The organism is Streptomyces sp. NPDC127197, from assembly GCF_042672405.1.
GTDB lineage: Bacteria > Actinomycetota > Actinomycetes > Streptomycetales > Streptomycetaceae > Streptomyces > Streptomyces flavusporus.
In genome coordinates this window covers 114,575-138,698 of sequence record NZ_JBHXVG010000009.1, presented here as the reverse complement: position 1 = coordinate 138,698, position 24,124 = coordinate 114,575, and the positions used below count along the sequence as shown (strand labels likewise).

At 70.8% G+C, this 24,124-nt stretch carries 23 protein-coding genes; 11 read left to right on the top strand and 12 right to left on the bottom strand.

The window, feature by feature from the left end; genetic code table 11:
* Positions 1–93: 93 nt before the first annotated feature.
* Positions 94–960 carry a LysR family transcriptional regulator gene (locus ACFVJQ_RS16760; protein ID WP_385784502.1) on the bottom strand — a complete coding sequence of 289 codons (867 nt, stop codon included), beginning with the start codon at positions 958–960 and terminating at the stop codon, positions 94–96.
* 93 nt (positions 961–1,053) lie between these two features.
* Here ACFVJQ_RS16760 and ACFVJQ_RS16755 point away from each other — a divergent pair, with 93 nt between their 5' ends.
* Genes ACFVJQ_RS16755 through ACFVJQ_RS16745 form a run of 3 tightly spaced genes read left to right on the top strand, consistent with a single transcriptional unit; the run spans position 1,054 to position 3,344 of the window.
* A complete protein-coding gene (locus ACFVJQ_RS16755; RefSeq protein ID WP_385784499.1) occupies positions 1,054–1,767 on the top strand; it encodes a hypothetical protein in 714 nt (237 codons plus the stop codon).
* 48 nt (positions 1,768–1,815) lie between these two features.
* Entirely contained in the window at positions 1,816–2,811 is a 996-nt protein-coding gene (locus tag ACFVJQ_RS16750; protein ID WP_385784496.1) for a hypothetical protein, read from the top strand.
* Complete coding sequence (locus ACFVJQ_RS16745; RefSeq protein WP_385784493.1) at positions 2,808–3,344, top strand: hypothetical protein; 537 nt, start codon at positions 2,808–2,810, stop codon at positions 3,342–3,344. The genes ACFVJQ_RS16750 and ACFVJQ_RS16745 overlap by 4 nt, the downstream gene beginning before the upstream one ends.
* On the opposite strand, the gene cyc2 is transcribed toward ACFVJQ_RS16745, so the two are convergent.
* Complete coding sequence (cyc2, locus tag ACFVJQ_RS16740; protein WP_385784490.1) at positions 3,337–5,493, bottom strand: germacradienol/geosmin synthase Cyc2; 2,157 nt, start codon at positions 5,491–5,493, stop codon at positions 3,337–3,339. The genes ACFVJQ_RS16745 and cyc2 overlap by 8 nt on opposite strands.
* 370 nt (positions 5,494–5,863) lie before the next feature.
* On the opposite strand from cyc2, the gene ACFVJQ_RS16735 reads away from it, so the two are divergent.
* On the top strand, positions 5,864–7,099 hold the full coding sequence (locus tag ACFVJQ_RS16735; protein ID WP_385784487.1) for an endonuclease/exonuclease/phosphatase family protein: 1,236 nt from the start codon (positions 5,864–5,866) through the stop codon (positions 7,097–7,099).
* A 148-nt stretch (positions 7,100–7,247) separates the two neighbouring features.
* Here the strand turns inward: ACFVJQ_RS16735 and ACFVJQ_RS16730 are convergent, their stop codons facing one another.
* From ACFVJQ_RS16730 to ACFVJQ_RS16720, 3 genes are all read right to left on the bottom strand, one after another.
* A complete protein-coding gene (locus ACFVJQ_RS16730) occupies positions 7,248–8,420 on the bottom strand; it encodes a damage-control phosphatase ARMT1 family protein (protein ID WP_385509596.1) in 1,173 nt (390 codons plus the stop codon).
* Positions 8,421–8,442: 22 nt separating this feature from the next.
* The gene (locus tag ACFVJQ_RS16725) at positions 8,443–9,090 is read right to left on the bottom strand and encodes a ScbR family autoregulator-binding transcription factor (RefSeq protein ID WP_385509595.1); all 648 of its coding nucleotides are present in this window, start codon (positions 9,088–9,090) and stop codon (positions 8,443–8,445) included.
* Between the two features lie 65 nt (positions 9,091–9,155).
* Positions 9,156–10,052 (bottom strand): ScbA/BarX family gamma-butyrolactone biosynthesis protein, encoded by an 897-nt coding sequence (locus ACFVJQ_RS16720; RefSeq protein ID WP_385509594.1) that lies wholly within the window; start codon positions 10,050–10,052, stop codon positions 9,156–9,158.
* Between the two features lie 189 nt (positions 10,053–10,241).
* Here ACFVJQ_RS16720 and ACFVJQ_RS16715 point away from each other — a divergent pair, with 189 nt between their 5' ends.
* On the top strand, positions 10,242–10,898 hold the full coding sequence (locus ACFVJQ_RS16715) for a ScbR family autoregulator-binding transcription factor (RefSeq protein ID WP_385509593.1): 657 nt from the start codon (positions 10,242–10,244) through the stop codon (positions 10,896–10,898).
* Positions 10,895–11,749 carry an NAD(P)H-binding protein gene (locus tag ACFVJQ_RS16710; RefSeq protein ID WP_385784481.1) on the top strand — a complete coding sequence of 285 codons (855 nt, stop codon included), beginning with the start codon at positions 10,895–10,897 and terminating at the stop codon, positions 11,747–11,749. Before ACFVJQ_RS16715 ends, ACFVJQ_RS16710 begins: the two co-directional genes overlap by 4 nt.
* A gap of 86 nt (positions 11,750–11,835) precedes the next feature.
* Here the strand turns inward: ACFVJQ_RS16710 and ACFVJQ_RS16705 are convergent, their stop codons facing one another.
* Positions 11,836–13,635 carry a S8 family serine peptidase gene (locus ACFVJQ_RS16705; RefSeq protein ID WP_385784478.1) on the bottom strand — a complete coding sequence of 600 codons (1,800 nt, stop codon included), beginning with the start codon at positions 13,633–13,635 and terminating at the stop codon, positions 11,836–11,838.
* Between the two features lie 353 nt (positions 13,636–13,988).
* Here ACFVJQ_RS16705 and ACFVJQ_RS16700 point away from each other — a divergent pair, with 353 nt between their 5' ends.
* Positions 13,989–14,843 carry a lytic polysaccharide monooxygenase gene (locus tag ACFVJQ_RS16700; protein ID WP_385509590.1) on the top strand — a complete coding sequence of 285 codons (855 nt, stop codon included), beginning with the start codon at positions 13,989–13,991 and terminating at the stop codon, positions 14,841–14,843.
* 114 nt (positions 14,844–14,957) lie between these two features.
* On the opposite strand, the gene ACFVJQ_RS16695 is transcribed toward ACFVJQ_RS16700, so the two are convergent.
* The gene (locus ACFVJQ_RS16695; RefSeq protein ID WP_385509589.1) at positions 14,958–15,920 is read right to left on the bottom strand and encodes an ABC transporter substrate-binding protein; all 963 of its coding nucleotides are present in this window, start codon (positions 15,918–15,920) and stop codon (positions 14,958–14,960) included.
* Positions 15,921–16,328: 408 nt separating this feature from the next.
* Between ACFVJQ_RS16695 and ACFVJQ_RS16690 the strand changes: the two genes are divergently transcribed.
* From ACFVJQ_RS16690 to ACFVJQ_RS16675, 4 genes are read left to right on the top strand one after another with little or no spacing between them, the layout of a single operon-like run.
* Positions 16,329–18,821, top strand: coding sequence for an ATP-binding protein (locus tag ACFVJQ_RS16690; RefSeq protein ID WP_385784474.1), 2,493 nt, complete (start codon positions 16,329–16,331; stop codon positions 18,819–18,821).
* On the top strand, positions 18,818–19,294 hold the full coding sequence (locus ACFVJQ_RS16685; protein WP_224738375.1) for a roadblock/LC7 domain-containing protein: 477 nt from the start codon (positions 18,818–18,820) through the stop codon (positions 19,292–19,294). Before ACFVJQ_RS16690 ends, ACFVJQ_RS16685 begins: the two co-directional genes overlap by 4 nt.
* A 34-nt stretch (positions 19,295–19,328) precedes the next feature.
* On the top strand, positions 19,329–19,754 hold the full coding sequence (locus tag ACFVJQ_RS16680; protein ID WP_224738374.1) for a DUF742 domain-containing protein: 426 nt from the start codon (positions 19,329–19,331) through the stop codon (positions 19,752–19,754).
* Complete coding sequence (locus tag ACFVJQ_RS16675) at positions 19,741–20,340, top strand: ATP/GTP-binding protein (protein ID WP_385509587.1); 600 nt, start codon at positions 19,741–19,743, stop codon at positions 20,338–20,340. Before ACFVJQ_RS16680 ends, ACFVJQ_RS16675 begins: the two co-directional genes overlap by 14 nt.
* A gap of 1 nt (position 20,341) precedes the next feature.
* Here the strand turns inward: ACFVJQ_RS16675 and ACFVJQ_RS16670 are convergent, their stop codons facing one another.
* The 5 genes from ACFVJQ_RS16670 to ACFVJQ_RS16650 all read right to left on the bottom strand — a co-directional run.
* Positions 20,342–21,010 (bottom strand): ABC transporter permease, encoded by a 669-nt coding sequence (locus tag ACFVJQ_RS16670; RefSeq protein WP_385509586.1) that lies wholly within the window; start codon positions 21,008–21,010, stop codon positions 20,342–20,344.
* Positions 21,007–21,693 carry an ABC transporter permease gene (locus tag ACFVJQ_RS16665; protein WP_385784470.1) on the bottom strand — a complete coding sequence of 229 codons (687 nt, stop codon included), beginning with the start codon at positions 21,691–21,693 and terminating at the stop codon, positions 21,007–21,009. The genes ACFVJQ_RS16670 and ACFVJQ_RS16665 overlap by 4 nt, the downstream gene beginning before the upstream one ends.
* On the bottom strand, positions 21,690–22,838 hold the full coding sequence (locus tag ACFVJQ_RS16660) for an ABC transporter ATP-binding protein (RefSeq protein WP_385784467.1): 1,149 nt from the start codon (positions 22,836–22,838) through the stop codon (positions 21,690–21,692). Before ACFVJQ_RS16660 ends, ACFVJQ_RS16665 begins: the two co-directional genes overlap by 4 nt.
* A 144-nt stretch (positions 22,839–22,982) precedes the next feature.
* Positions 22,983–23,705 carry an FAD:protein FMN transferase gene (locus tag ACFVJQ_RS16655; protein WP_385509582.1) on the bottom strand — a complete coding sequence of 241 codons (723 nt, stop codon included), beginning with the start codon at positions 23,703–23,705 and terminating at the stop codon, positions 22,983–22,985.
* 1 nt (position 23,706) lies between these two features.
* Positions 23,707–24,124, bottom strand: a 418-nt coding sequence (locus ACFVJQ_RS16650; protein ID WP_385784465.1) for an FMN-binding protein, incomplete at its 5' end; no start/stop codon positions are given.

Sequence of the window (24,124 nt, the reverse complement as noted above, 5' to 3'; positions counted from 1 at the left end):
GCCTCCGGTGGTGCACTACCCGGCGCACCGGCGCACAACGAGCCACGAACGAGTGAGACTGACCCATGGTCAAGAACGGGAAGCCATAGTGGCTCACCCCCGTGCGGTCAACGCCTCCACGACCGCTGCCGCCGCTCCCCGCGGCGAGCCCGCGTGCACCAGCTCCGTGCGGTGGACGACCCGCGGCTCGGTGACCGGGACGGCGACCGTGCCCGCCACCGCCTCTCCCGCCGAGCGGGGCAGCAGGGTCAGGCCGTGGCCCGCGGCGGCCAGGGCGGTGAGGGTGCGGACGTCCGTGCCGTCGTAGCGCAAGGACGGGCGGAAGCCATGGCCACCGTTCGCGGCCCGGAGGTGGGCCAGCGGCAGCCCTGCGTCGGGGGCGTCGAGCCAGCGGGCGTCGGCGAGGTCGCCCAGGCGCAGGCCGGAGCGCCGGGCCAGCGGGTGCGTGGTGGGAAGGAGGACGCACACGGGCTCCTCCCCCACGCCGTACGTGGTCAGCGGCGCCACGTCGGGCAGCCGCAGCGGATCACTGGGGGCGGCGAGGCCGTCGACCAGGCCGAGGTCCGCGGCGCCGGTGGCGACGGCCGCCGGAATTCCGTCCCGCGACAGCACCCGCAGGGTCACCCCCGCGGCCGGGAGCGCGGCCAGGATCCGCGGCCCGAGCGCGGTCGGCGCGGCGGCGAGTGTCAGGCCGTGCGCGGGAGCGGCCGCCATCCGTACGACGTCCGCGCGCGCCGCGTTCAGGCGCAACAGCAACGGACCCGCGTGTTCGAGGAGTCGCTCGCCGGCCGCCGTGGGGGCGACGGGACGGCGGGTGAGCAGCGGAGCCCCCAGGTCCTGTTCGAGCGCCGCGATGTGCTGGGAGACCGCCGACTGGGTGTAGCCGAGTTCCCGCGCGGCCTCGGAGAACGAGGCGATGCGGGCGACGGTGACATACGTACGCAGGAGGTGCGGGTCCATGCCCCTCAGGATCCCACTGCATCAGCAACGCTTATCGACCGTGCAGAAATCATCGTTGGACGTGAACCTCGGGTCGACCGCAGGATGACAGCCATGACGAACACAGCAGCCCGCCTGGCCCTGGTCGGCGACCGCTCCCCCAACGTCGCCTCGCACACTCGTATCCCTCTTCTCCTCGACGCCCTCGCGGAACGCGACCGGCTCGTCCTCGACGCCTACTGGATCCCCTCCGAGGACGCCGAGGACCCCGACGCCGTACGCGGCTTCGACGCGGTGTGGGTGCTGCCGGGCAGCCCGTACCGCAGCGAGGCCGGTGTGCTCACGGCGATCCGCACCGCGCGGGTGGAGGACATTCCGTTCCTGGGCACGTGCGGCGGGTTCCAGCACGCCCTCCTCGAGTACGCCCGTGACGTCTGCGGTCTGACGCGCGTGGCGCACGCGGAGAACGACCCCGCCGCCGCGGACCCGCTCATCGAACCGCTGGCCTGTTCGCTCGTCGGCCACGAAGCCGTCGTGACGATCGAGCCGGGCTCGCTCGCCCAGTCCGTGATCGGCTCCGAGCGGACGGTCGAGCGCTACTTCTGCGCGTACGGTCCCACCCGCCACCTCGACACCCTGCGTGCCCACGGGCTGCGCTTCTCCGGCCACGACGAGGACGGCCACGTCCGGATCGCCGAACTCCCGGGCCACCCCTTCTTCCTGGCCTCGCTCTTCCAGCCGGAACTGTCCGGCGACGGCTCGCGCCCGCATCCGATGGTCCGCGCGCTGGCCCGGGCCGCGGTGGAGCACATGCGTCAGCCCGTGTGAGCCGGGCGGCACGTCCCGTTGTCAGTGGTCGCTGTTACGTTCTGTGACATGACCGATCATGCCTTGCGGCTCCTCAGGCAGGACGCCCGGCTGGCCGAACTGGCCACGTTCCCCTTCAACTTCGACCTGGCCCGCGCCGACCACGACCACGTCGAGCCGGTCCGCCTGGCCTCGGGCAGACCGCTGGAGGCGGTGGCCGGGGACGACACGGGCGGCACGTATTTCGTGTGCGCCGACGGCTCCGTGCTGTACGCGGACTCCGAGGGCTCGGCCGGGATCATCGGCTCCAGCGTGGACGAAGCGCTGGAGATACTGATCGGTCTGCCCGGCTGGCACGACTACATGGATCTGTCGCCCGAGGCCGGCGAGAAGACGATCCTCGCGCGGATCACGGAGATCGAGGACGAGATCCGCGAGGACTACTCCATCGATGCGGAGCGGGCCGAACTCCGCGCCGCACTGGGCCTGCCCGAGCGCTCCCCCGTCGAGCTGGTGGGCCTGCTGCATGCCGCCCTGCTGCGCACCGAGCCCGACTTCCTGCTGCTCAACGGGGAGGAATTGTGCGCGTACGACCTGCTCGACCGCCATCCGCGGCCCCCGCTGTGGGAGCCGGTGCTCGCGCAGGGACGCGCCGACCTGGCCCTGCTGCGGGCGGGCGACCGGGCGGTGTGGGACGCGGTACCCGAGGATCCCGTACGCCGCCGACTCGCTCTGCGGGCCGCGCAGTTCGACCGCGCCGAGGGCGACCATGGCCTGCTGCGGCATCTGATGCGGCACGAGGCGTCCTCGTCGATGACCGACGAACTACGGCTCGCGGCCGTGCTGGTGGGGCTACGGGGCGATGTCTCGGATCTGCCGTTGCTGCATGAGGTCCGCGAGACGGACTATGACACGCACTGCGGTCTGAGCGAGATTCCCCAACCAGGAGGGGGGCCGCCGAGTTGCTGCGCTGGGCCCAGGAACTGGACGACTCGCTGTTCGGTACGGACCCCGCCGACGAGCCGCTGTGCACCTGGACCGAACTGGCCCTGGACCAGGGCATGACGGAAATCGCCCGGGTCGCACTGATCCGCAGGCTCGACGAGATCGTCATGGACCAGGGCACACTCCGGCGGGCCGGGGATCCGAAACGGCTGGAGACATCGCGGCTCAGCTCGCTCGCCCGCGAATTGGAGAGGGCGGGCGACCTCCTCCAGGCGCTGCGCGCCCAGCGCCTCTACGCCACCCTGCAGGACACGGCATGGGACCGTGTCTCGGCCCGCCTGACCCAGGCCCGCCTGGAACGCGATTCCGGGCAACTTCCTTACGCCGACAGCACGTTGAGATCCCTGAGGGACATCCTGGCGGACCCGGGGGACGACTCCCTCCGGCACTGGCGCGGCGTGAACCTCGGCCGCTTCATCGCCGAGGAGCACTACGCCCTCACCCGCGCCCTGGCTGACGCAGGCCTCCCCGCGGACGCTCGTACGGTCCTCACCGCCGCCGACGCGATACTCGGCGAGCTCTCGGAGAACGCCGCGAACGGCGTCCGGAAGCTCGCCGAACAGACCGCGGAGCGGGTACGGGAGGTCAGCTGACCGGCAGGGCGGGCGGCCGGTCCGGGAGGAAGCCGTGGGCGCGCCGGGCCAGCCAGTCGGCCTTGTAGCGGTCGACCTCCCGGTGCCAGTTCAGGATGCCCGCCATCCAGTTCTGCAGATCGACCACATAGCCCTGCATGATCGCGCGCGCCTCGTCCGAGAGGTCGAAGTCGTCGTACACGACGGGCAGTTCTTGCGCGGCCACGTGCTGGAACTGCTGCATGCGCTGGGTCATCAGGTCGTGGACGACGCCCAGCGCGGCCGGGTAGTCGCAGCCGAAGAAGTTCTGGACGACAAGGATCGCGTTGTGGATCTCACCTTCGTACTCGATCTCCTTCTGGTAGGAGAAGACGTCGTTGAGCAGGCAGGCGTAGTCGACGGCGGCGTTCTCCAGGGAGCGGACGGAGCCGCTGCGGTAGACCTCCAGCGGTACGGCGGGGCCGTGGCCCATCCGGCACAGGCTCATGGTGAGGTCGGCGCCGAAGGTCTCGCGCCGCATCTCCAGGTAGTCGACCGGGTCGGGGATGCGGTTCTGGAGCTGGTTGGACAGCTCCCACACCCAGCTCTGGGTCATGACGTCCACCGCGGACTTCAGGGTGCACCGTTGCTCGGAGGTCATCCCCGCCGTCGTCCGGGCCCACAGGTCGATCAGTCCGCGCTCCATGGCGTTGGCCGGGACCGGGGCCTCCTCGCCGTCGACGGGCATGCAGGCGGACAGGCGTGCCGTGGTGAGACGGGCGGCGGCCAGGTCGCGGCGGTGGCCGTAGACCAGCGGGTAGTAGTCGTCGCCGTACGTGCCCCAGGCGAGCCACTGCGCGCTGAGGTCGAGGGCCTCGGGGGTCGCGTCCGGGTCGAGGCCCGCCGAGCACAGAGCGAGGTCGTAGGCGCGGAGCTTGTCCAGGTCCCAGACGCCCTCCTGGAGGATGCCCATGCGCTGCACCCAGCCGGTGAGGCGGCGGCGGGCGTCGTCCAGGTGCGGGCTGAGCTCCACCTGGAAGGGCATGTGGAAGTCGGGCAGCAGGGACGGGCCGACCTTCTGGAACGGCACGTGCGTATAGGCGCGAAGACGCTCGGCGCCGGCCGTGGCGAGCAGCGCGCCGACGTCGGCGGCGGACGTGCCGGGGCCGGTCAGACCCTGCCAGGGCGAGGTGACGCGGGCGCGTTCGTTCATGTACCGGCTGGAGCGCATATGCCATTCGTGGCCACCGGACTGCCAGTCCTGCAACCCCTTGGTGTACGCGGCGACCGCGGCGACCTCCTCGGGGGTGAGGCCCTTCTCCAGGGCCAGTGCGGGCACTTCGGTGAGGGCGGTGTGCTCGAACTGGTGCAGCCGGGAGGTGAGGATGTCGTTGACGGTGTCGGCGGCCTCCTGGGTGGTGCAGCCGAAGAAGGTCTCCAGGACGAGCACGCCGTTGCTGAGTTCCCCCTCGTCCTCCACCTCGCGCTGGTAGGAGAACAGGTCGTTGCGCAGGTGCACCGCGTCGGAGAACGTCTCCATCAGCACCCTGAGCGGCCTCGACCCGGCGACGGACGCGGGCACTTCGGCCGTCGCGTACTCCACCAGCCCCGACGACCAGGGCGCGCCGCCGACCTTGCGGCGCATCTCGACGTATTCGACGGGGTTGGCGATCCGGCCCTCGTTGATGTTGGACAGCTCCCACAAGGACTCGTTCAGCAGGTGCTCGGTGGCCACGGCGAACCGCCGCCGCCAGTCGACGGACATGGCGGGCACCGTGCGCGCCCACAGGTCGGCGAGGCCCGCCTCGACCGGGTTCTGCGGCTCGGGCACCTCGGTCGACAGGTCCATCGGCATGAACAGGGGCAGCCGGTCCAGGTAGGCCTTGCCGCCGGCGCGGTCCTGGGTGCGCTTGAAGATCTCCAGGAAGTGGTCGTCGAAGAAGAAGACCCACACGTACCAGTCGGTGATGAGGGAGAGGGCGGGTCCGTCGCAGTCGGGGTGGGTGTAGGCGCAGAGCAGGCCGTAGTCATGCGCGTCGAGGTCGGACTGTTCCCAGATCCCGGAACCCTCGAGCATGCCCATCTCGCGCGCCCACACGGTCGAGTGGGCCCGGGCCTTGTCGACATGTGGGTTCAGCCGCGCGGGATACGGCATGTAGAAGTGCGGGAGTTCGAAGGGCTGTTGCGTCATGGCCGGGCTCTACCCGTGGCCTACCGGGGGCATCCGTAGGCCCGGGCATGATCACACCATCGCTTGAATCCTCCCCTCCCTGAAGGAGAGGGGATTCCTGGCTCAGGCCGCCGCCTGGGCCAGCAGCCCGGGAGGTCTTACGCCCTCGGCACCAGCCGGGTTGAGACCAGCCCGGACGAGCATCACACGGGCGGAGTTCTTGTTCCTCCCCGGCGTGAACGCCGGGACATCCTCGCAAGGCTCAAGGTGAATCGACTTCGTTCGAGATGAATCGGGGGTGAATCCGGGAGTTCTCGACGGGACTTGTGGCGTTCATCTCTACGCGCGCAGACTACGGAAATTCACATGTCCCCGACCTCCCGGAGTCCCGATGGACCACCCTAGAGACCTCTCCCGCCGCGCCGCGCTCGCCTCGCTCGCCGGGGCGGCGCTGGCCGGTACAGCGGCGTTCCCGGCGTCGGCCACCGGCCCCCGGCGGACGGTGCGGTTCGCCACGTTCAACGCCTCGCTGAACCGCGGCACTCAGGGCGCACTCGTCACCGACCTGTCCGCTGCGGACAACGTGCAGGCGCGCAATGCCGCCGAGACCATCCAGCGGGTCGACCCGGACGTCCTGCTGATCAACGAGTTCGACTACGACGCCGACGGCACAGCGGCGCGCCTGTTCCGGCGCAACTACCTGGCCATGAGCCAGAACGGCGCCCGCCCGGTCCACTACCGGTACCACTACACGGGCCCGGTCAACACGGGCGTCGCCTCCGGGGTCGACTTCGACGGGCGGGGCGGCGCGGTCACGACGCCCGGTTCGGACGCGTACGGCCAGGACGCCTTCGGGTACGGCTGGTTCCCCGGCCAGTACGGCATGCTCGTGCTCTCCAAGTACCCCATCGCCACGCGCGCGGTGCGCACCTTCCAGCGCTTCCTGTGGAAGGACATGCCGGACAACCTCCTCCCGAAGGACTACTACAGCGACGAGGCCGAGGCGGTCTTCCGGTTGTCCTCCAAGAGCCACTGGGACGTGCCGGTCCGCATCGGCCACGAGACCGTGCACTTCCTCGTCTCGCACCCGACGCCGCCCACCTTCGACGGCGTCGAGGACCGCAACGGCCGGCGCAACCACGACGAGATCCGGCTGTGGGCGGACTACATCGGCGGGCGCAGGCGCTGCTCCTACCTGTACGACGACAAGGGCGTACGCGGCGGGCTGCGGCCCGGTGCGCGCTTCGTCATCGCCGGTGACCAGAACGCCGACCCGTACGACGGGGACAGCTACGGCGACGCCATCCGGCAGTTGCTCGACCACCCCGCGGTGAATCTGCCGGCCACGCCACCCTCGAGCGCGGGCGGTGTGGAGGCCGCGCGGCTCCAGGGCGGTGCCAACACCGCGCACACCGGCAACCCGGCCTACGACACGGCCGACTTCTCCGACACCGCGCCCGGCAACCTCCGAGTGGACTACGTCATCCCCTCCAAGGGGCTGACGCCGGTCTCGAACGGTGTGTTCTGGCCGACGTCCGACGACCCGCTGTACCGCCTCGTCGGCAGCGGCTGGCCGGTCCCGACGTCGGACCACCGGTTGGTGTGGCAGGACGTACGCCTGGGCTGAGCCGGTTACCGCTGCCGGCGCCGGAGCAGTGCGGTCGCGCGAGGGGCTACCGCCGCTCCGGTGTGCCGGGCGCGACACCGTCGGTCCGCGCGCCCTTCCCGGGCCACCGCCCACCGGCCATGGCCCGGGCACACGACCTGACGCGGTCTCATGCCCTGACCTGGATCAGGGCATGCGTGCCGCCGACCCGCCAGCGTCGGCCTTCCGCGGCGTCCAGCGCGGCCTCGGTGCCGGCGTCGAGGCCGCAGATCACGTCGGACTTCAGGGTGCGCAGAGCGGCGACCGGACCGGGGAAGTAGCCGGTGACGTCGGGGAACGGCGTCGTCGGGGGCCACAGCCGGTCGCCCACGAGGCGGCGGTAGTTGAGGTCGCCCTTCACGATCGTCACCGTGGCGGCGGCGAACTCGGCGCGCAGGTCGTCGGGCATCTCGGCGTACGGCAGCGGGCCGCAGGAGAAGGGGTGGGCCCGCACCGTGAGGCGGCCGTCGGTCAGCGCCGCCCACAGCCGCCGCCCGTAGCCTCGGGCCGCGCCCGGCGCCGCCGTCAGCCGGCGCAGCGCGTCGAGCACATCGGCCGGGGTCGCGTCGGAGACGTAGTACGGGTGCGGCTTGACGTGCAGGACCGCCCGCTCGACGCGGCCCCCGGCGAGCAGATGCGCGATGAGGAGCAGGTCGGGGATGAGCTCGCGGCCGGAGTTGTCGGCGATCAGGCACAGGGTGCCCGCGCCGGAGGGCGGGAGCAGCGACCACAGGGTCTCGCTGTCGTCGGCGACCAGGCCGGGGACGGCAGCCGAGGTGTCGGCTCCGCCCGCGGACAGCCGGAAGCCCAGGTCTGCGCGGTTGCCCCAGAGCGAGCCGTGCAACAGGGCCCGGTCCCGTTCGCCGGCCGGGCGGTCCTCCAGGGCGTCGAGCGCTGCGAGTTCCTCGTCCGTCTGCGGTGCGTCGAGCTCGGCGAGCTTGTCGGGGCGGAAGGGGTCGATGCCCTGCCAGGGGCCGGGGTCGAAGTATCCGACGGATTCGAGGAGTTGGCGGTAGAAGTAGCTCTCGGACCACAGCCAGGGCACGTCGAACCAGGAACGCCCGGCGTAGGTGTCGAGCCCCCAGGCGGCCCAGCGGTCCCGGTCGTGCGCGTCGGCGGGGAGCGGTTCGATCACGCCCTTGGCGCAGCTCGCGAGCAGCGCGTCCAGCGCGCGCCGGCGGTCGGGGCCGTACGGGAAGGCCTCCCGCACCTGCCGGATGATCGCTGGATGGCGTTCGGCCAGCACGCTGTGCGGGAAGGAGCCGGGTTCGTTGCCGAGGATCAGGGGCGCGGAGGCAGGCATGCGGCTCACCGTACCGCGCCGCTCAGGCCGTTCTGATCTCCCGCTCCAGCTGTACGGCGAGGCCGAGATAGCGCGGGCGCCTGGTCACGGGCACGAGGCCACGGATGAGGACGTACCACATCTCGGTCACCCGGCGGGGCAGCCGGAGCAGGGATTCCAGGGTGCGGCCGGTGACACGTATGCCGACGAAGAAGCTGACGACCGAGTGGGCGACGACGTCGACGTCCACGTCGGGGTGGATGTCGGACTCCTTGACGGCGCCGAGCAGTCTGCGCGAGACGATCTCCAGCCACTCGGTGAAGGGATGCGGCATCGGTGGCCGCACCCCCACTCCACCGGTGGCGAGCCGGAGGCCGGCTCGGGCGACCGGACCCTCGACGGTGAGCCGGGTGAGGCCGAAGGTGATGCGCATCAGGGCTTCGAGCGACGAGCAGTCCCGGCCGTCCACCTCGCGGACGAGCTGCCGCGAGGCCTGCGACTGGATTTCCATGATGGCGTGGGCCAGGTCTTCCTTCGCCGCGAAGTGGAAGTACAGGGCGCCCTTGGTGACTTGGGCGTGCTCGACGATGTCGCTCAGGCTGGTCGACTCGTAGCCGTGACGGTCGAACAGATCGGCGGCGGCCGTGATGATCGTCGCGCGGGTCTGTTCGGCTCGCAACTGCCTCGCCATCGGCTGGACTCCCCCTGAAATGAAACGGGTTACGCCGTTTTTTTCTTACCTCCGCACACCATAGCTCACTCGGTGATGAACCCCACGAGGCACTCGAAGACCTTCGACTCCCCCTGCGTGGCCACGACTCGGATACCCGGCTCCTCCTCTTTCGCAGCCTCGATCCAGACGGGTTCGTCCAGTTCGGCGTAGCGATGGAAGACGGCGTGGAAGGAGGCGGGCGAGCCGGCCTTCGTCGCTCGCGCCCAGGCCGCCTGGCGGGCCGCCTCCAGCAGGAGCATGCCTGGTGCGTGGTCGAGGGGGTGGTCGAAGAAAACGGGATGTGCGGTATCGATTCGCAGCTGCCAGCGATCGTCGCGTTCGGTCGGCGCCAGTACGACGTCCGTGGACAGGGCGCGCCCCACGGCGTCCGCCGGGAGTCCGGGCGGCACGGGCGGTGCGGAGACGGTGTCCGGGGTGCGGCCGCCGCGCAGCCTGCGGTAGACCGAGTCGCCGACGCAGGTGAAGGCAACGCGTGCGGAGGCCACGCGGGCGCCGTCGACCAGCACCTCGGCGGTGTAGCGGGCGCCGGCCGGGCGGCCGCCGCGGTAGCGCACGTCGAAGAAGTCGAGCTCGACGAGCGGCTCGGCCGGTATCGGGCCGACCGTCAAGTGCTCGGGAAACGTGTCGACTTCGAACTGCTGGAGCACGAAGTGGTACCCCAGGGGCACGTCGTACTCGGTGTGCGCGATCAGGGTTCCGGCCTGGCGGATCGTCTCCACGACGAGCAGCGGTTCGTACGCGGAACGGTCGGACGACACGTGTAACCCATGGGCGCGGGGCCACTGGGCGGACGCCGAGAAACGGTCGGCTCCCTTCCGGCTCCAGTCGGTGAGGAAGGTCTCGGTGACGGCCGCACGGTGGACGAACTGCCGGGGAACTGTCGTCATCAGGGACGGGGTCTCGGCAAGCGGTTGAGGCATGTCACTCCTACGGTCCCCCGAAGGCCAGGCGGACGGTGAACCATCCGCTGCGAGTGAGCGTAAGAATACGAGGCGACCGGTTTGTTTTCAATGAGATCACTCCGTAGCACTCTATGATCGGGGCAGTTCCGGCACGATCGTGGCGCTCACGGCAAGAACCGGCCAACAGGGCGCCGGGGAGGGTCTCTCATGGCGAAACAGGAACGCGCCATCAGAACACGCAGGGCGATCCTGGAAGCCGCCGGCGCGGTCTTCGACGAACACGGCTACACCTCCACCACCATCGCCATGGTGCTGGAGCGGGCCGAAGTCACCAAGGGCGCGCTGTACTTCCACTTCCCGTCCAAGGAGTCCCTCGCCCAGGCGGTCCTTGACGAGCAGGTGCCGTTCGGCGCGATCCCCTCGCAGCCCTGCAAGTTGCAGGAGGTCATCGACATCACCTTTGTCGTCGGCCAGCGGCTGCTGAGCAGCGCCCTGCTCCGGGGCAGTGTGCGGCTGGCGGTGGACCAGTGCGCGCCACCCGGGGTCGATCACACCGGACCGTTCCGGCAGTGGGTCGACCATCTGACACCGCTGATGGAACAGGCGTACAAGCAAGGGGAGTTGCTGCCGACAGTGGAGCCGCGGGACACGGTGGAGCTGCTGGTGGGCTCCTTCACCGGCATCCAGCTGATGGCGCGCGCACTGACGGACCGGTCCGATCTGGGCCGGCGGCTGTCCGTGCTGTGGTCCCACATGCTGCCGAGCATCGCGGTGCCTGGACTGCTGCTCGGCCTCGACAGCGGGGCCGACCGGGGCGCCCGGGTGCTGGACTCGCTCGATGCCCTCGACAAGGCGGTCTCGTGATCCTGCTGACCGGGGCCACCGGCACCGTCGGCTCTCTGGTGGCCCGGCGTCTGGCCGGCTCCGTGCCGCTGCGTCTGCTGACCCGTGATCCGAGCCGCGCGGCCGGCCTGACCGGTCCGCGGGTCGAGGTGGTGGCCGGCGACCTCGCCGACCGGGACGGCCTGCTACGGGCACTGACCGGCGTGCGGGCCGCGCTGCTCGTCACGGCGGATCCGCTGACACACGCCCACGACGAGAACTTCCTGACGGCCGCGCGCGCGGCGGGAGTTCGCCATGTGGTGAAGCTGACGACCCTGTCGGTGACAGAGTCCGACGCCACGGATCTGGTCACGCGGTGGCAGCGGGAGAACGAGCGGCTGCTGCTCGACTCGGGCCTGTCGTGGACCCTGTTGCGGCCGCGTGCCTTCATGTCCAACACGCTGGGCTGGGCGCGTTCGGTGCGGGAGGAGGGCGTGGTGCGCGCCCTGAACGGCACGACGGCGGTCGTCGCGGTCGACCCCAGGGACATCGCGGAGGTGGCGGTACGGGCACTGACGGCCCCGGAGAACCACGCGGGGCGGGCGTACGCGCTCACCGGTCCCGAGCCGGTCAGCCCCGTGGAACAGACGGCGATTCTCGCCGAGTTGCTGGAACGGCCGTTGACCTTCACAGAGTTGACGGAGGACCAGGCACTGAGCGGACTCCTGGCCCGCTACCCCGCACCGGTGGCCCACGCCCTGCTGGAGAGCGCGAGGCGGGGTCGGGACGGGACGAAGGGGCACGTGGACCCAACGGTCGCAGCGCTCCTCGGCCGTCCCGCCCGCACCTACCAGGACTGGGCGCAAGACCACCTCCCGGCGTTCCGCACATGACGACCGGGCGGGCCGGCCGGCGCCCCTCCGCGCCGGTCGGCCCGCCCGCTCACGAGGCGCGCGGCCTCAGCTCACCGTGAGCCCGTTCAGAACGTCAGGCTCCAGCTGTTCAGCCGGCCCGTGTCCTGTGCCGCCGTGTCCTGGACGCGCAGCTTCCAGGTGCCGTTGGCGGTCTCGCTGGATGCGTTCACCGAGTAGGTGGTGTTCACGTTGTCCGCGGAGTCCGAGGAGCTGGAGGACTTCAGGCGGTACGTCGAACCGTCCGGTGCGACCAGGTCGATGACCAGGTCACCGCGGTAGGTGTGGGTGATGTCGACCGCGACCTGGAGGGCCGAGGGCGCGTTGCCGCTGCGGCCGCTGACGGTGATCGGCGACTCGACGGCCGAACCGGCGTCCGGGATCGAGACGGCGGAGCTGCTGGAGAACGTCGTACCGGTGGACGTACCACCGGCCACGGCCTGGACCGTCTTGGCGGCGTCCGCCAGACCCGCACCGCAGCCGCCGGAGCAGGAGCCGGGCAGCGCACGGGCGTTGGACTTGATCGCCGACTCGATCTGGGCCGGGGTCAGCGAGGACTTGGCCGACTTCATCAGCGCGGCGAGGCCCGCGATGTGCGGGGTGGCCATGCTGGTGCCCTGGTAGTAGGCGTACGACTCGGTGGACGGCGTCCTGGTGCCGGAGTTCAGCGTGGAGTAGATGCCGTTGGCGGTGCCGGTGCTGGTCTGGCCGCCGGGGGCCGAGATGTCCACCAGGGAGCCGTAGTTGGAGTACGAGGCCTTCGCGCCGGTGCGGTTGGTCGCGGCGACCGAGATGACGTTGTTGCAGTTGCCCGGCGAGTGGTTCGCGACGTTGTCGTTGTCGTTGCCCGCGGCCACGACGATCGTCGTGCCCCGGTTCACGGCCGCGTTGATGGCGCTCTGGGTCGCCGAGGTGCAGGCACCGTCGCCGCCGAGGCTCATGTTGATGACCTTGGCGACGTTGGAGTTGGCGGGCACACCCGAAACGGTGCCGCCGGACGCCCAGGTGATGGCGTCGATGATGTCGGAGTCGTAGCCGCCGCACTTGCCGAGCACGCGCACCGGGGAGATCTTCGCGCCGTACGCGATGCCCGCCATGCCCTTGCTGTTGTTGGTGACGGCGGCGATGGTGCCGGCCACGTGCGTGCCGTGCCAGGAGGAGTTGCTGGCCGGGATGCCGGAGCCGCACTCGTTGGCGTTGTACCAGTCGCCCGGGTCGGCCGGGTTGCCGTCGCGGCCGTCGCCGTCCACGGAGACGGCGGTGTCGGCGATGAAGTCGTAGCCGCCGACGATGTTCGCGGCGAGGTCGGAGTGGGCGACGTAGCCGGTGTCGATGACGGCGACCGTCACACCGCTGCCGGTGGAGGTCGGCCAGGCGGCCGGCACGTTCATGCCGGCGGTGGCCTCGAACAGGTCCCACTGCTTGGCGTAGTCGGTGTCGTTCGGGTCGGCCTGCGGGGTGTTGAGGCGGTCCGGTACGACATAGGCGACCTGCGGGTCGGCCTGGTACTCGGCGACGACATCGGCGACATCGCGCTTCGTGAGGTTCTCGCCCAGGTCGACCAGGGCGGCCCCGGTGCCGAGGCGGCGCTGGAAGTCGAGCTTCTCGCCGGCCTCCTTGCCCTTGGTCGCGGCGTCGGCGTCGGCGGCCTTGTTCGACTTCGCCTCCGCGGCGCCGGACTTGTAGCCGACGATGAGGCGTTCGGCGGGGGTGCCGGGCGCGGCCTCGGTCTGCGCGGCCGGGACGGTGGCTTCCTGAGGTGCGGGTTCCTGGGCCACGGCGACCGATGCGGTGGTGACCGTGAGCAGCGTCGCGGAAACGGCGGCGACGGATATCAGCTTGCGTCTGATGGCAGGGGAGGTTCGCAAAGGCTTGCCTTTCGTGGCCGGTCTCCGGGCAGCGCGGAGCGGCGGTCGATGCGCTTCGTCGTCGAAGCGGAGGGGGGTGAACCGAAAAGCGGAGCGCGATGGCCGGCCAGGCGCGAGGGGCGACCCGTAACAGGGGTTACCTGTGGGTCGTCTGTGCTCGAACGATAGGCAACGTGACGGTGTCTCGGATACAGGGGAAACCCTTGATCCGACCGGAAACCCACCCTTTCCATAAGCTGGTTGACCGCGGATGTTCCCTTTGGTGCCACATGTCGACGCGTGAACGCGCCGGGCCGGTTTCCCGTACTGCACTCGGCAGACCGTTCGCGCACCGGCCGAGGAAGAGGGGACGCATGCCCCGGACCACCGTATGTCGCACCGCCCTGGCGGCCGCCGCCGTAGGCCCGTTGCTGCTGGGCCTCTGGGCGGGGGGTCCGGCGCAGGCGCACGGCGCGCCGACGGATCCGGTCAGCCGGGTGGTGGCCTGCTCCCCCGAGGGCGGCGAGCGCGCCCGGTCCGCGGCGTGCCGGGCTGCCGTCGCCGCCAACGGCGCGTCCTTCACGGCCTGGGACAACCTCCGGGTCGCGAACGTGAACGGCAGGGACCGGCAGACGATCCCCGACGGGCAGTTGTGCAGCGGGGGCCTGTCCACCTACCGGGGCCTCGACCTGCCCCGCCCCGACTGGCCGGCCACCCGCCTGTCACCGGGCGGGTCGCTGACCATGACGTATGCCTCGACCATCCCGCACACCGGCACGTTCCGGCTCTATCTGACCGAGCCCGGTTACGATCCGGCGAAGCCGCTGACCTGGTCCGACCTGCCGGAGCGGCCGTTCGCGGAAGTCGAGAACCCCGCCTTGGCGGACGGCGCGTACCGGATCCGGACGACACTGCCTTCGGACCGGACGGGGCGTCACGTTCTCTACACGGTATGGCAGAACAGCAGTACAGCGGACACGTACTACTCGTGCTCCGACGTGATGTTCACGGCGGGCCGGCCGCAGGACCGCGCGAGCAGTGCTCCGTCGAAGACGACCGACGCCCGGAGCAGTGACCGACCTCCCGGGACGGCCCCCGCCGGTACCCCGGTGGCATCCGCCGAAGGCACCGGCTCCGGTCCCTCCGCACTCCTGCCGGCGATCGGAGCCGCCACGGTGCTGACCCTCGCCGGCGGCGCGGCTCTGGCCCTGCGGCTACGGCGGCGGTGAACCGCCGTGCGGTGACGGCCGGTTGGCGGGGCTGTCACCGCACGACAGGCCCTAGTGCCGCGGCAGGCAACGTTTGCCCGTCAAGGAGCGGCGTCCGGTGTGCCTGTCGCGGCACTAGTCCAGGCCCACCGACTTCAGCCAGGCCTTGGCCACGTCCAGCGGGTCCTTGTTCTCCAGCTGCACCTGGGAGTCCAGGTCGAGCAGCGTCTTGGTGTCGAGCTTGGCGGAGACCGCGTTGAGCGCGTCGATGCCCTCCTGCGAGAGCCCGCTCTTGTAGACCAGCGGGGTCACGTTGGCGAACCCGAAGAGGTTCTTCGGATCCTGCAGGACGACGAACTTCTCCTTGGTGATGGTCGGGTCGGTGGTGAAGATGTCCGCGGCCTGCACGGTGTTCTTGGTCAGCGCTGCCTGGGTGAGCGGGCCGCCGGCGTCGAGGGCCTTGAAGGACTTGAACTTCAGGCCGTATTCCTTCTCCAGCCCGACAAGGCCCTGGTGCCGGGTCTGGAACTCGGGCGAGCCGCCGATGACCAGTTCCGGGGCGATGTCCTTCAGGTCCGCGAGGGTGGACTGCGCGGTGAGGTCGTACTTCTTCGCGGTCTCCGCGTTGATGGACACGGAGTCCTTGTCCTCGGCCGGCGCCGATTCCAGCAGGGTCAGCTTGGAGTCCAGCTTGGACTTGACCGCGGCGTTCACGGACTCGGCCGACTTCTGTTCCGCTTCGGGGTCGAGGTAGGCCAGGAGCGAGCCGTTGTACTCGGGCAGAACGGCGATGGAGCCGTTCTTGAGCAGGCCGTAGGTGGTCTCGCGGCTGCCGATGTTCGGCTTGTACTCGACCTTGATGCCCTTGGCCTTCAGGGCTTCGCCGTAGATGTCGGCGAGGAGGATGCTCTCGGCGAAGTTGTTGGAGCCGACGACGACGGTGTCGCCGTCCGCCTTGCCCTCCGAGAGCGGGTTGTCGGACTCGTCGTCGGACGACGAGCCGCAGCCCGCGACCAGCACCGCCGCGGCGGCGAGGGCGACGGCGGCCGCGCCGCGGTGACGTGTTCTGGACCAGCTGCTCTTCACGGTAGAAGTCACAATTCCCGTTCCGGGCTGAGGATGTGGTGGGGAAGCTTGGCGTTGGCGGGACGTGCGGGTGCGTGCGGCGTACGGGTGCGGACACACCGCACCCGCTGATCCAATCCAGCGAGTTCTCGGTCAGTCAAGAGCAGCCAGGTCACCAATTGGCTTCGATGAGTGACCTGTTGTGAAGGAACCGCGAACGAACGCCTCCTCAAGCGGAGCGGGTTGTAACGGATTCTTGACTTGGAGTGGCACGATCACACCACCCAAGAGGCGATAGTCTCACCGGAGTTGCTCTCCGGTCACAGCGGCGACACAGACCGCACCGGTGTCGTCGCACACCGGCCGGAGCCGATCAAAACGACACGCGAACGGACACGCGCGTTCTTCGCGCGCCGTGCGACACCCCACGAAGGAGGCCTGGTGTCCACGAACGAGCGGAGCGAAGCCGCAGCGGGGGGTGGCATACGGGGCTTCGCCGACCGCTGGCCGTTCCGCCGCAAGCTCAACGTGCTGGTCGGCGTGCCGCTCGCCGGGCTGGCCGTGCTGCTCACCTATCTCATCTCCGACCAGGTGAGCCAGGCGCGGACGGCGGCGGACGCCGCCCGGCTCGTGCGCAGCAGCACACAGGTCGCGAAGCTGGTCGAGCGGGTGGAGACCGAGCACCAGCGGGCCATTCTGCTCTCCGTGCGGTACGAGGCGGGGGGCAGCGGCGTCAAGGCCCAGCTGTCCGACTACCGCGAGGCGCAGGAGGCGGTCGACGCCCAGGTCGAGAAGGTGCGCACCACCTTCGGCGACCGGCTGCCGGACACCGAGGCGCAGGCGCTGCGAGAAGTCAGCGGCCTGGGCAGCCTGCGGCGGACGATCGAACAGGGCTATCTGCCCGCCGACAACATCGACCCGGCGTACACCAACGCCGCCAGGGGCCTGATCGACGGCCTCGGCCTGGACCGCAACGCGGCCCTCGCGGCCACCTTCACGGGAAACCTGCTGGACTCCCTGCTGCGTGCCGACGCCGCGCACAGCTCCTTCGAGACCTCGGTGTTCTCGGCGACGACCGGCGACTCCAACGCGCTCATCGAGTTCATCAGCGCGGTCGGGGCGTACGAGCTGTACAACCACCAGGCCGAGCGCTTCGGCCGGTTCGCCACCGACGAGCAGACGGAGGAGCTGCGCGGCATCGAGCACAGCTCCGCGCAGGCGACCATCCTGCGGCATTACGCCGAGCTGCAGATCGACCCCAGCGCGCTGCAGTCCGAGTCGACGGCCGTGACCCGGGCGAAGCTCACCCTCGCCCTCTCTGCCTACCCCGCCTACCGCGAGCAGTCCGAGAGCCGGCTGGAAATCACCGCCTCGCTCATCGACCAGATCGCCGACCGCGCCGACGAGGCCTCCACCGACGCCCTGTGGAACGCCGCCTGGCTGCTCAGCCTCGCCCTGCTCGGCTTCCTCCTCTGGGGCGCCTTCTCGGTAGCGGTGCGCCGCTCGGTGGTCCGGCCGGTGCAGGCCCTCACGGGGGCCGCCCGGCAGGTCGCCGACGTCGCCGGCCGCGAGCTCGACCGGGTGGCCGACGACGACGCCGAGGACGATGCGCCGCCCCGGCTGCGCGAGATCCCGGTCACGGCGAAGGACGAGATCGGCGAACTCGCCGAGGCCTTCAACCATGTGCAGACCACCGCGGCCGCCCTGCTGGAACGCCAGGTGCTCAGCCGGCGCAACGTCGCCGAGATGTTCGGCAACGTCGGCCGGCGGGTCAGCAACCTCACGACCCGGCAGCTCGCCCTCATCGACGCCGTCGAGCGGGGCGAGACCGACCCCGCTCTCCTCGAACGCCTCTACCACATCGACCACATCGCGGTCCGCCTGCGCCGCAACGCGGACAGCCTGATGCTGCTCGCCGGCATCCGCGAGACCGTCCTGGACTCCGGGCCGACCGCGCTCACCAACGTCGTACGGGCCGCGCTCGGCCAGATCGAGGGCTACCAGCGGGTCGAACTGCATGCCGGTACCGAGATCATGGTGGAGCCGGACATCGTCGGCGACCTGACGCTGATGGTGGCCGAACTCCTGGAGAACGCCGTGTCGTTCTCCCCGGCCGGCAGCCCCGTCGAGGTGACCGTGCGCGGCGGCGACTCCGGTGCGACGATCACCGTCGCCGACCACGGCCTGGGCATGAGCGCCGAGCGGCTGGCCGAGGAGAACGCCCGGCTGATCCGGCGCGAGCGTCTCGACCTGGTGCCGACGAAGGTGCTCGGCCTGTTCGTGGTGGGTAACTTGGCCCGCCGCTGGGAGATCGGCGTGACCCTGTCCCGTACGCCCGGGGGCGGTGTGACGGCCGAGGTGTCGATCCCGTCGTCGCTGCTGCTCACGATGAGCGCGGTGGTCTCCGGCGGTATGGCGGAGGACCGCGCGGGTGCGCGGACGGCGACCGTCCCGGCTCCAGCAGCCGGGCCGCGGCCCTCAGCCGCCGTGCCGGCCGTATCGGGGGACCCGGTGGACGCCGCACCGGACACCGCGCCTGCGCAGCGCGACGCCCCCGCGGACGAACTCACCCCCCTCCCCCGCCGTGTCCCCCGGCGCGAACCCGCGGCAGGCGACGACAAGCCGCTGATCCCGAAGGCCCGCACCGAGACGGCGCCGGACGGCTCCCGCCCGCTGCGCCGCCGCGTCCGGGGCGCCACGCTCCGTACGACCGCCGAAGCCGACCGGCAGACGGCCGCCCGTCCGGCCGCCGCCCCCGCCGACGCGGAAGCGGTCCGCAGCGCCCTGGAGGAGTTCGAGGCGGCCGTGGAACGCGCCCACCGCGACAGCGACACCCCGAGCGAGGGCGCCGGCAACAGCCGCGCTCCCGACCAAACCCACGAACCCAGCGACTCGCACGACCAGAACCACCTCCCGGAAGGAGCGGAGCAGTGAGCACGTCGACAGGTGGCACTCCCACGGGAGACTCCACGCCGGACGAACTGCGGGCCGCCGCAGCCGACTTCACATGGCTGCTCAACCGTTTCGCGACCGAGACCGCGGGCGTCGTCGACGCCATCGCGGTGTCCTCCGACGGCCTGCTCATCGCCGTGGCACAGCTGCGGGAGCGGGCCCACTCCGAGCGGCTGGCGGCGATCGTCTCCGGCCTCACCAGCCTCGCCGCCGGCGCCTCCGGCAACTACGGCCTGGGCGCTCTCAACAAGGTCATCATCGACCTGGAGGGCGGCCATGTCCTGGTCTCCGCGATCGGCAGCGGCGCCGTGCTCGGCGTGGTCGCCGACAAGGAGGCCAAACTGGGCAACATCGCCTACGAGATGACGCTGTTCGCCAACCGCGCCGGTGCCGCGCTCAGCCCCCAGCTCGTGCTCGAACTGAAGAACAGCGTCGGCGTCCCGTCGACGGGCTGACCGGTCACCGCCCGGTCGAGGAGGAAGACACCCCATGGCGGACGGCTTGACGCCCCCGGGCCCCGACCCGGCCGGACACGTCCCCGCCGTACGGCCGTTCCTCGTCACCGCCGGCCGGGTGGCGGGCGCGGGCGAGGCCGCGTCCGGCCGGACGATCCCGGTCGAGACCCAGGTGATCGCCACCGCCGAGGGGCTCGACGCGCTCGACCGGCTGTCCTTCGAGCAGCACGACATCGTTGCCGCCTGCAAGCAGCCGCAGTCCATCGCCGAGATCGCGGCCCGGCTGCGGCTGCATCTCAACGTCGTCCGGGTCCTCGCCGAGGACCTGCGCACCGCCGGGCATCTGGCGGTGTACGTGCCGAACGCCGCCGTCACCCACGACGCGTCCGTCCTGCGAAGGGTTATCGATGGCCTCCGCGCCATCCCCGACTCCCGGGGGGTACTCCGTGACACCGACTGAACCGCTCACCGTCGGCGCGGCCGCGCAGCGGGCCGTACGGCCGCCGCTGCCGGTGAAGATGGTGATCGCGGGCGGCTTCGGCGTGGGCAAGACCACCGCCGTCGGCGCCATCTCCGAGATCGAGCCGCTGACCACCGAGGCCGCCATCACCGAGGTCGCGGCGGGGGTGGACGACCTCTCCCACACCCCGCGCAAGACCACGACCACGGTCGCGATGGACTTCGGCTGCATCACCATCGATCCCACGCTGAAGCTGTATCTGTTCGGCACGCCCGGTCAGGACCGGTTCGGCTTCATGTGGGACGACATCGTGGAGGGGGCGGTCGGCGCGCTCGTCATCGTCGACACCCGCCGGCTCGACGACTGCTATGCCGCCGTCGACTATTTCGAGCACCGGCAGATCCCGTTCGCCGTGGCGATCAACGCCTTCGACGGGCAGGTCGAGCACGCCCTGGAGGAGGTCCGCTGGGCGCTGGACGTCGCCGAGCACGTCCCGGTGGTCGTGTTCGACGCCCGCGAGCGCGGCTCGGTGCGGGACGCGCTGCTCGTCGTACTGGAGCTGGCGCTGGCCCGCACCGAGGGATGACTCAGCTGCTGCGGCGCACGCCGGGCGACACCGTGAGGCGGGCGATCGCCCAGAACACCGCGAGCGTGGCGAGCGCCATCCCGGCGACCAGGGTGGCGCCGCCCACGACCTTCTCGTAGTTCTGCTGGTAGAGGCCGTCGATGATGTAGCGGCCGATGCCGCCGAAGCTGACGTACGCGGCGATGGTGGCCGTCGAGACGATCTGGATGGCCGCCGAGCGCAGTCCGCTCAGGATCAGCGGCAGGGCCACCGGCAGTTCGACGCGGAACAGGACCCCGGCCTCGGCCATGCCCATGCCGCGAGCGGCGTCCACCGGGGCGGGGTCCACGGAGCGCATCGCCTCGTAGGTGGTGACCAGGATGGGCGGGACGGCGAGCACGACCAGGGGGATCATCACCGGGGCCATGCCCAGGCCGAGCAGCACGAACATCAGCACCATCAGACCGAAGCTGGGCAGCGCACGGGCGGCGGTGGCGACCAGGGCGAGCGTGTTGCCGCCGCGCCCGGTGTGCCCGGTGAGCAGGCCGATCGGCAGTCCGATGGCGGCGGCGATGCCGAGCGCCAGCAGCGTGTACTCGATGTGCTCGACGACGCGCGTCGGGATGCCGTCGTAGCCCTGCCAGTGGGCGCTGTCGCTGAAGAAGGCGTCGATGTGGTTCAGGACGTTCACCGGGCGGCCTCCTTGACGGCGGCGGTGCGCGTGTCCTTCCGGGCGCCGCGCGGCATCCAGGGCGTCAACAGCAGCCGCAGGACGATCAACGCGGCGTCCACGAGGATGGCGAGGACGGCCGTGCCCGCCACGGAGAGCCAGATCAGCCGGTCCTGGTGGTAGATCATGCCGCTGTTGAGCAGGTTGCCGAGGGCTCCCTCGTTGCCGATCAGCATGCCGACGCTGACCAGGGAGATGCTCGACACCGACGCCACCCGCAACCCGGCGATGATCGCGGGCGCCGCGATCGGCAACTGCACCTGGACATAGCGTCGTACGGGCCCGAAGCCCATGGCGGTGGCGGCGGCCAGCGTCTCCTGCGGCACCGACCGCACACCGTCCACGATCGCCGGGACCAGCACCACCAGGCTGTAGACGGCCAGCGGGATCATCACCGTGAGCTCGCTCAGGCCGGTGTAGTCGATGAGGACGACGAAGAAGGCGAGCGACGGGATCGCGTACAGCACGGTCGTCACCCACAGCACGGGCGGGTACAGCCAGCGCAGCCGCACGCACAGCTGGGCGACGGGCAGCGCCACGAGCAGCCCGGTCAGCACCGGAAGCAGTGCTTCGCGCAGGTGCAGTGCGACCACGCCGAAGTAGCCCTGCTGGATGTCGCTGGGCATGTCGAAGAGTTCGTTCATCGCGCGACCTTCTGGGCCTTCTCGGCCGTCCCGTCGGTCCGTCGCTCGGCGTGGGCGCCACGGATCGCCTCGCCGATGGCCTGCTGGGAGACGACCCCGGCCGCCCGGCCCTCGCCGTCCACGGCGACGGCCCAGCCGGTGGGCGAGAGGACGGCGCAGTCGAGCGCGGCCCGCAGCGATTCCGTGCCTGCCACGAACGGCCGCCCGTACGACAGGAGTTGATCCACCGCGATGTTCCCGGCGGCCAGCTCCCGCGGCTCGCTCCAGCCGAGGGGCTTGCCGTCCAGGTCCGTCACGAGGAGATAGGGGACGTCCGTCGTGTCGCGCGCGGCGATCTGCTCGGCCGTGGCGTCGACGGCGACGATCGGCGTGGTGAGCAACTCCAGCCCGGCGGACGGGAAGAAGGACAGGCGCCGGATGCCGCGGTCGGCGCCGAGGAAGTCCTCGACGAAGGCGTCCGCGGGGTGGGACAGCAGCTCGGCGGGCGGCGCGAACTGGGCGAGCCGGCCGCCGGTGCGCATCACGGCGACCATGGTGCCGAGCTTGACGGCCTCGTCGATGTCATGGGTGACGAAGACGATGGTCTTGCCCAACTCATCCTGGATTCGCAGGAGTTCGTCCTGCAGGCCCTTGCGGACCACGGGGTCGACGGCGGAGAACGGCTCGTCCATGAGCAGCACGGGCGGGTCGGCGGCCAACGCCCGGGCCACACCGACGCGTTGCTGCTGCCCGCCGGACAGCTGGTAGGGGTACCGCTTGGCGAGGGAGGCGTCCAGACCGACCCGTTCCATCAACTCCCGGGCCCGGGCGCGGGCCTTGTCCTTGCCCCAGCCGAGCATGCGGGGCACGGTGGCGATGTTGTCGACGATCGTGCGGTGCTGGAAGAGGCCGGCGTTCTGGATGACGTAACCCATGGACCGGCGCAGTGTGTTGACCGGCTGCTGCATGATGTCGACGTCGTCGAGGAGGATACGGCCCTCGCTCGGCTCGACCATCCGGTTGATCATCCGCAGGGTGGTGGTCTTGCCGCACCCCGACGGCCCGACGAGGACCGTGATCGAACGGTCCGGTATCTCCAGTGACAGGCGGTCGACCGCCACCGTGCCGTCCGGGTACCGCTTGGTGACTGAATCTATCCGTATCAAAACGCCGAACGCCCTTCGGGTTTGGCCGTCGCTGCCCGCTCTCGCCATGGCGGCGGGCCGTTGCGGGGAGAGTCTAGACCGGTTGTGTTGCAGGACTTCGACGGGTTACGTCGCGTGCTGACCGGTTGCAGTCCCCGCCGACGGTCATGCCGCCATGGGCAGCCCGGCCGTACGCCGCACCCGCCGCCCGGCGTCCACGGCGTACACCTCGCAGCGCTCCCGTCCGGCCGCCCAGGCGACGCCCTCCGCACCCATCGCGAACGCCGCGGTGGCCGCGGTGTCCGCCTCCGTCAGGGTCGGGGCCACGACGGTGACGCTGAGCAGGCCGGTCGCCGGACGTCCGGTGCGGCCGTCGACGATGTGCTCGCCCCGCTCGTACAGCGCGGACGTCGCGACCGCCCCGTGGTCGAGTTCCAGGACCGCGCACACCCGGTCGGCGTGGTCGGGGTGCCGTACGCCCACCCGCCATGGCCCGCCGGCGACGACCACGTCGCCCCCGGCGTTCAGGCAGAACCGCCGTACGCCCGCGGCCGTGAGCAGCTCCGCCGCCCGCTGCACCGACCAGCCCTTGACCACGGCGCAGGGATCGAGGCCGCGGCCGGGCAGGCGGGCGTCGAAGGCGCCGCCGGTGGCGACCCGGTACTGCTCGCACAGGTCGAGCACCTCGGCGAGGTCGGCGCTGACCTCGCCGAGGGCGATCTCGCCCCGGTCGAGGCGGGACACCTCGCTGTCGTCCTTGAAGGGGCTGAACCGCTCGTCGACCTCGCGCAGCCACGCGAAGACGGCGTCGGCGAGCCCGGCGGGGACGTGCTCGTCGTCGATCCGCAGGGAGACGGGGAAACCCATCACGTGCTCGACCCGGTGCATGTCAGGCGCCCTTCGCGTCGATGGCGGCCTGCAGGGACTTCTTGTAGCCCTCGCTGGTGATCGTCGCGCCGGACACCGCGTCGATGTCCGCGCTCTGCGCCTGCAGCGTCTCCTCGATCAGCGTCGGCACGGCGGCCGTGGTCTGCGGGTGGTTCGGCTGCTTCAGCATCCGGACGGCGGTGATCTCGCCACCGTCGAACGTCACCTCCACCTGCACGTCACCCTTCTCCGTGTGGACGGTCGAGCCGACGACGACCTCGTTCGACGTGTCCGGCGCGGCGGAAGCGGAGGCGGCGGAGTCCGAGGAGGAGGACGCCGCGCGTGCGTCGATGGCGGCCTGCAGGGACTTCTTGTAGCCCTCGCTGGTGATCGTCGCGCCGGACACCGCGTCGATGTCCGCGCTCTGCGCCTGCAGCGTC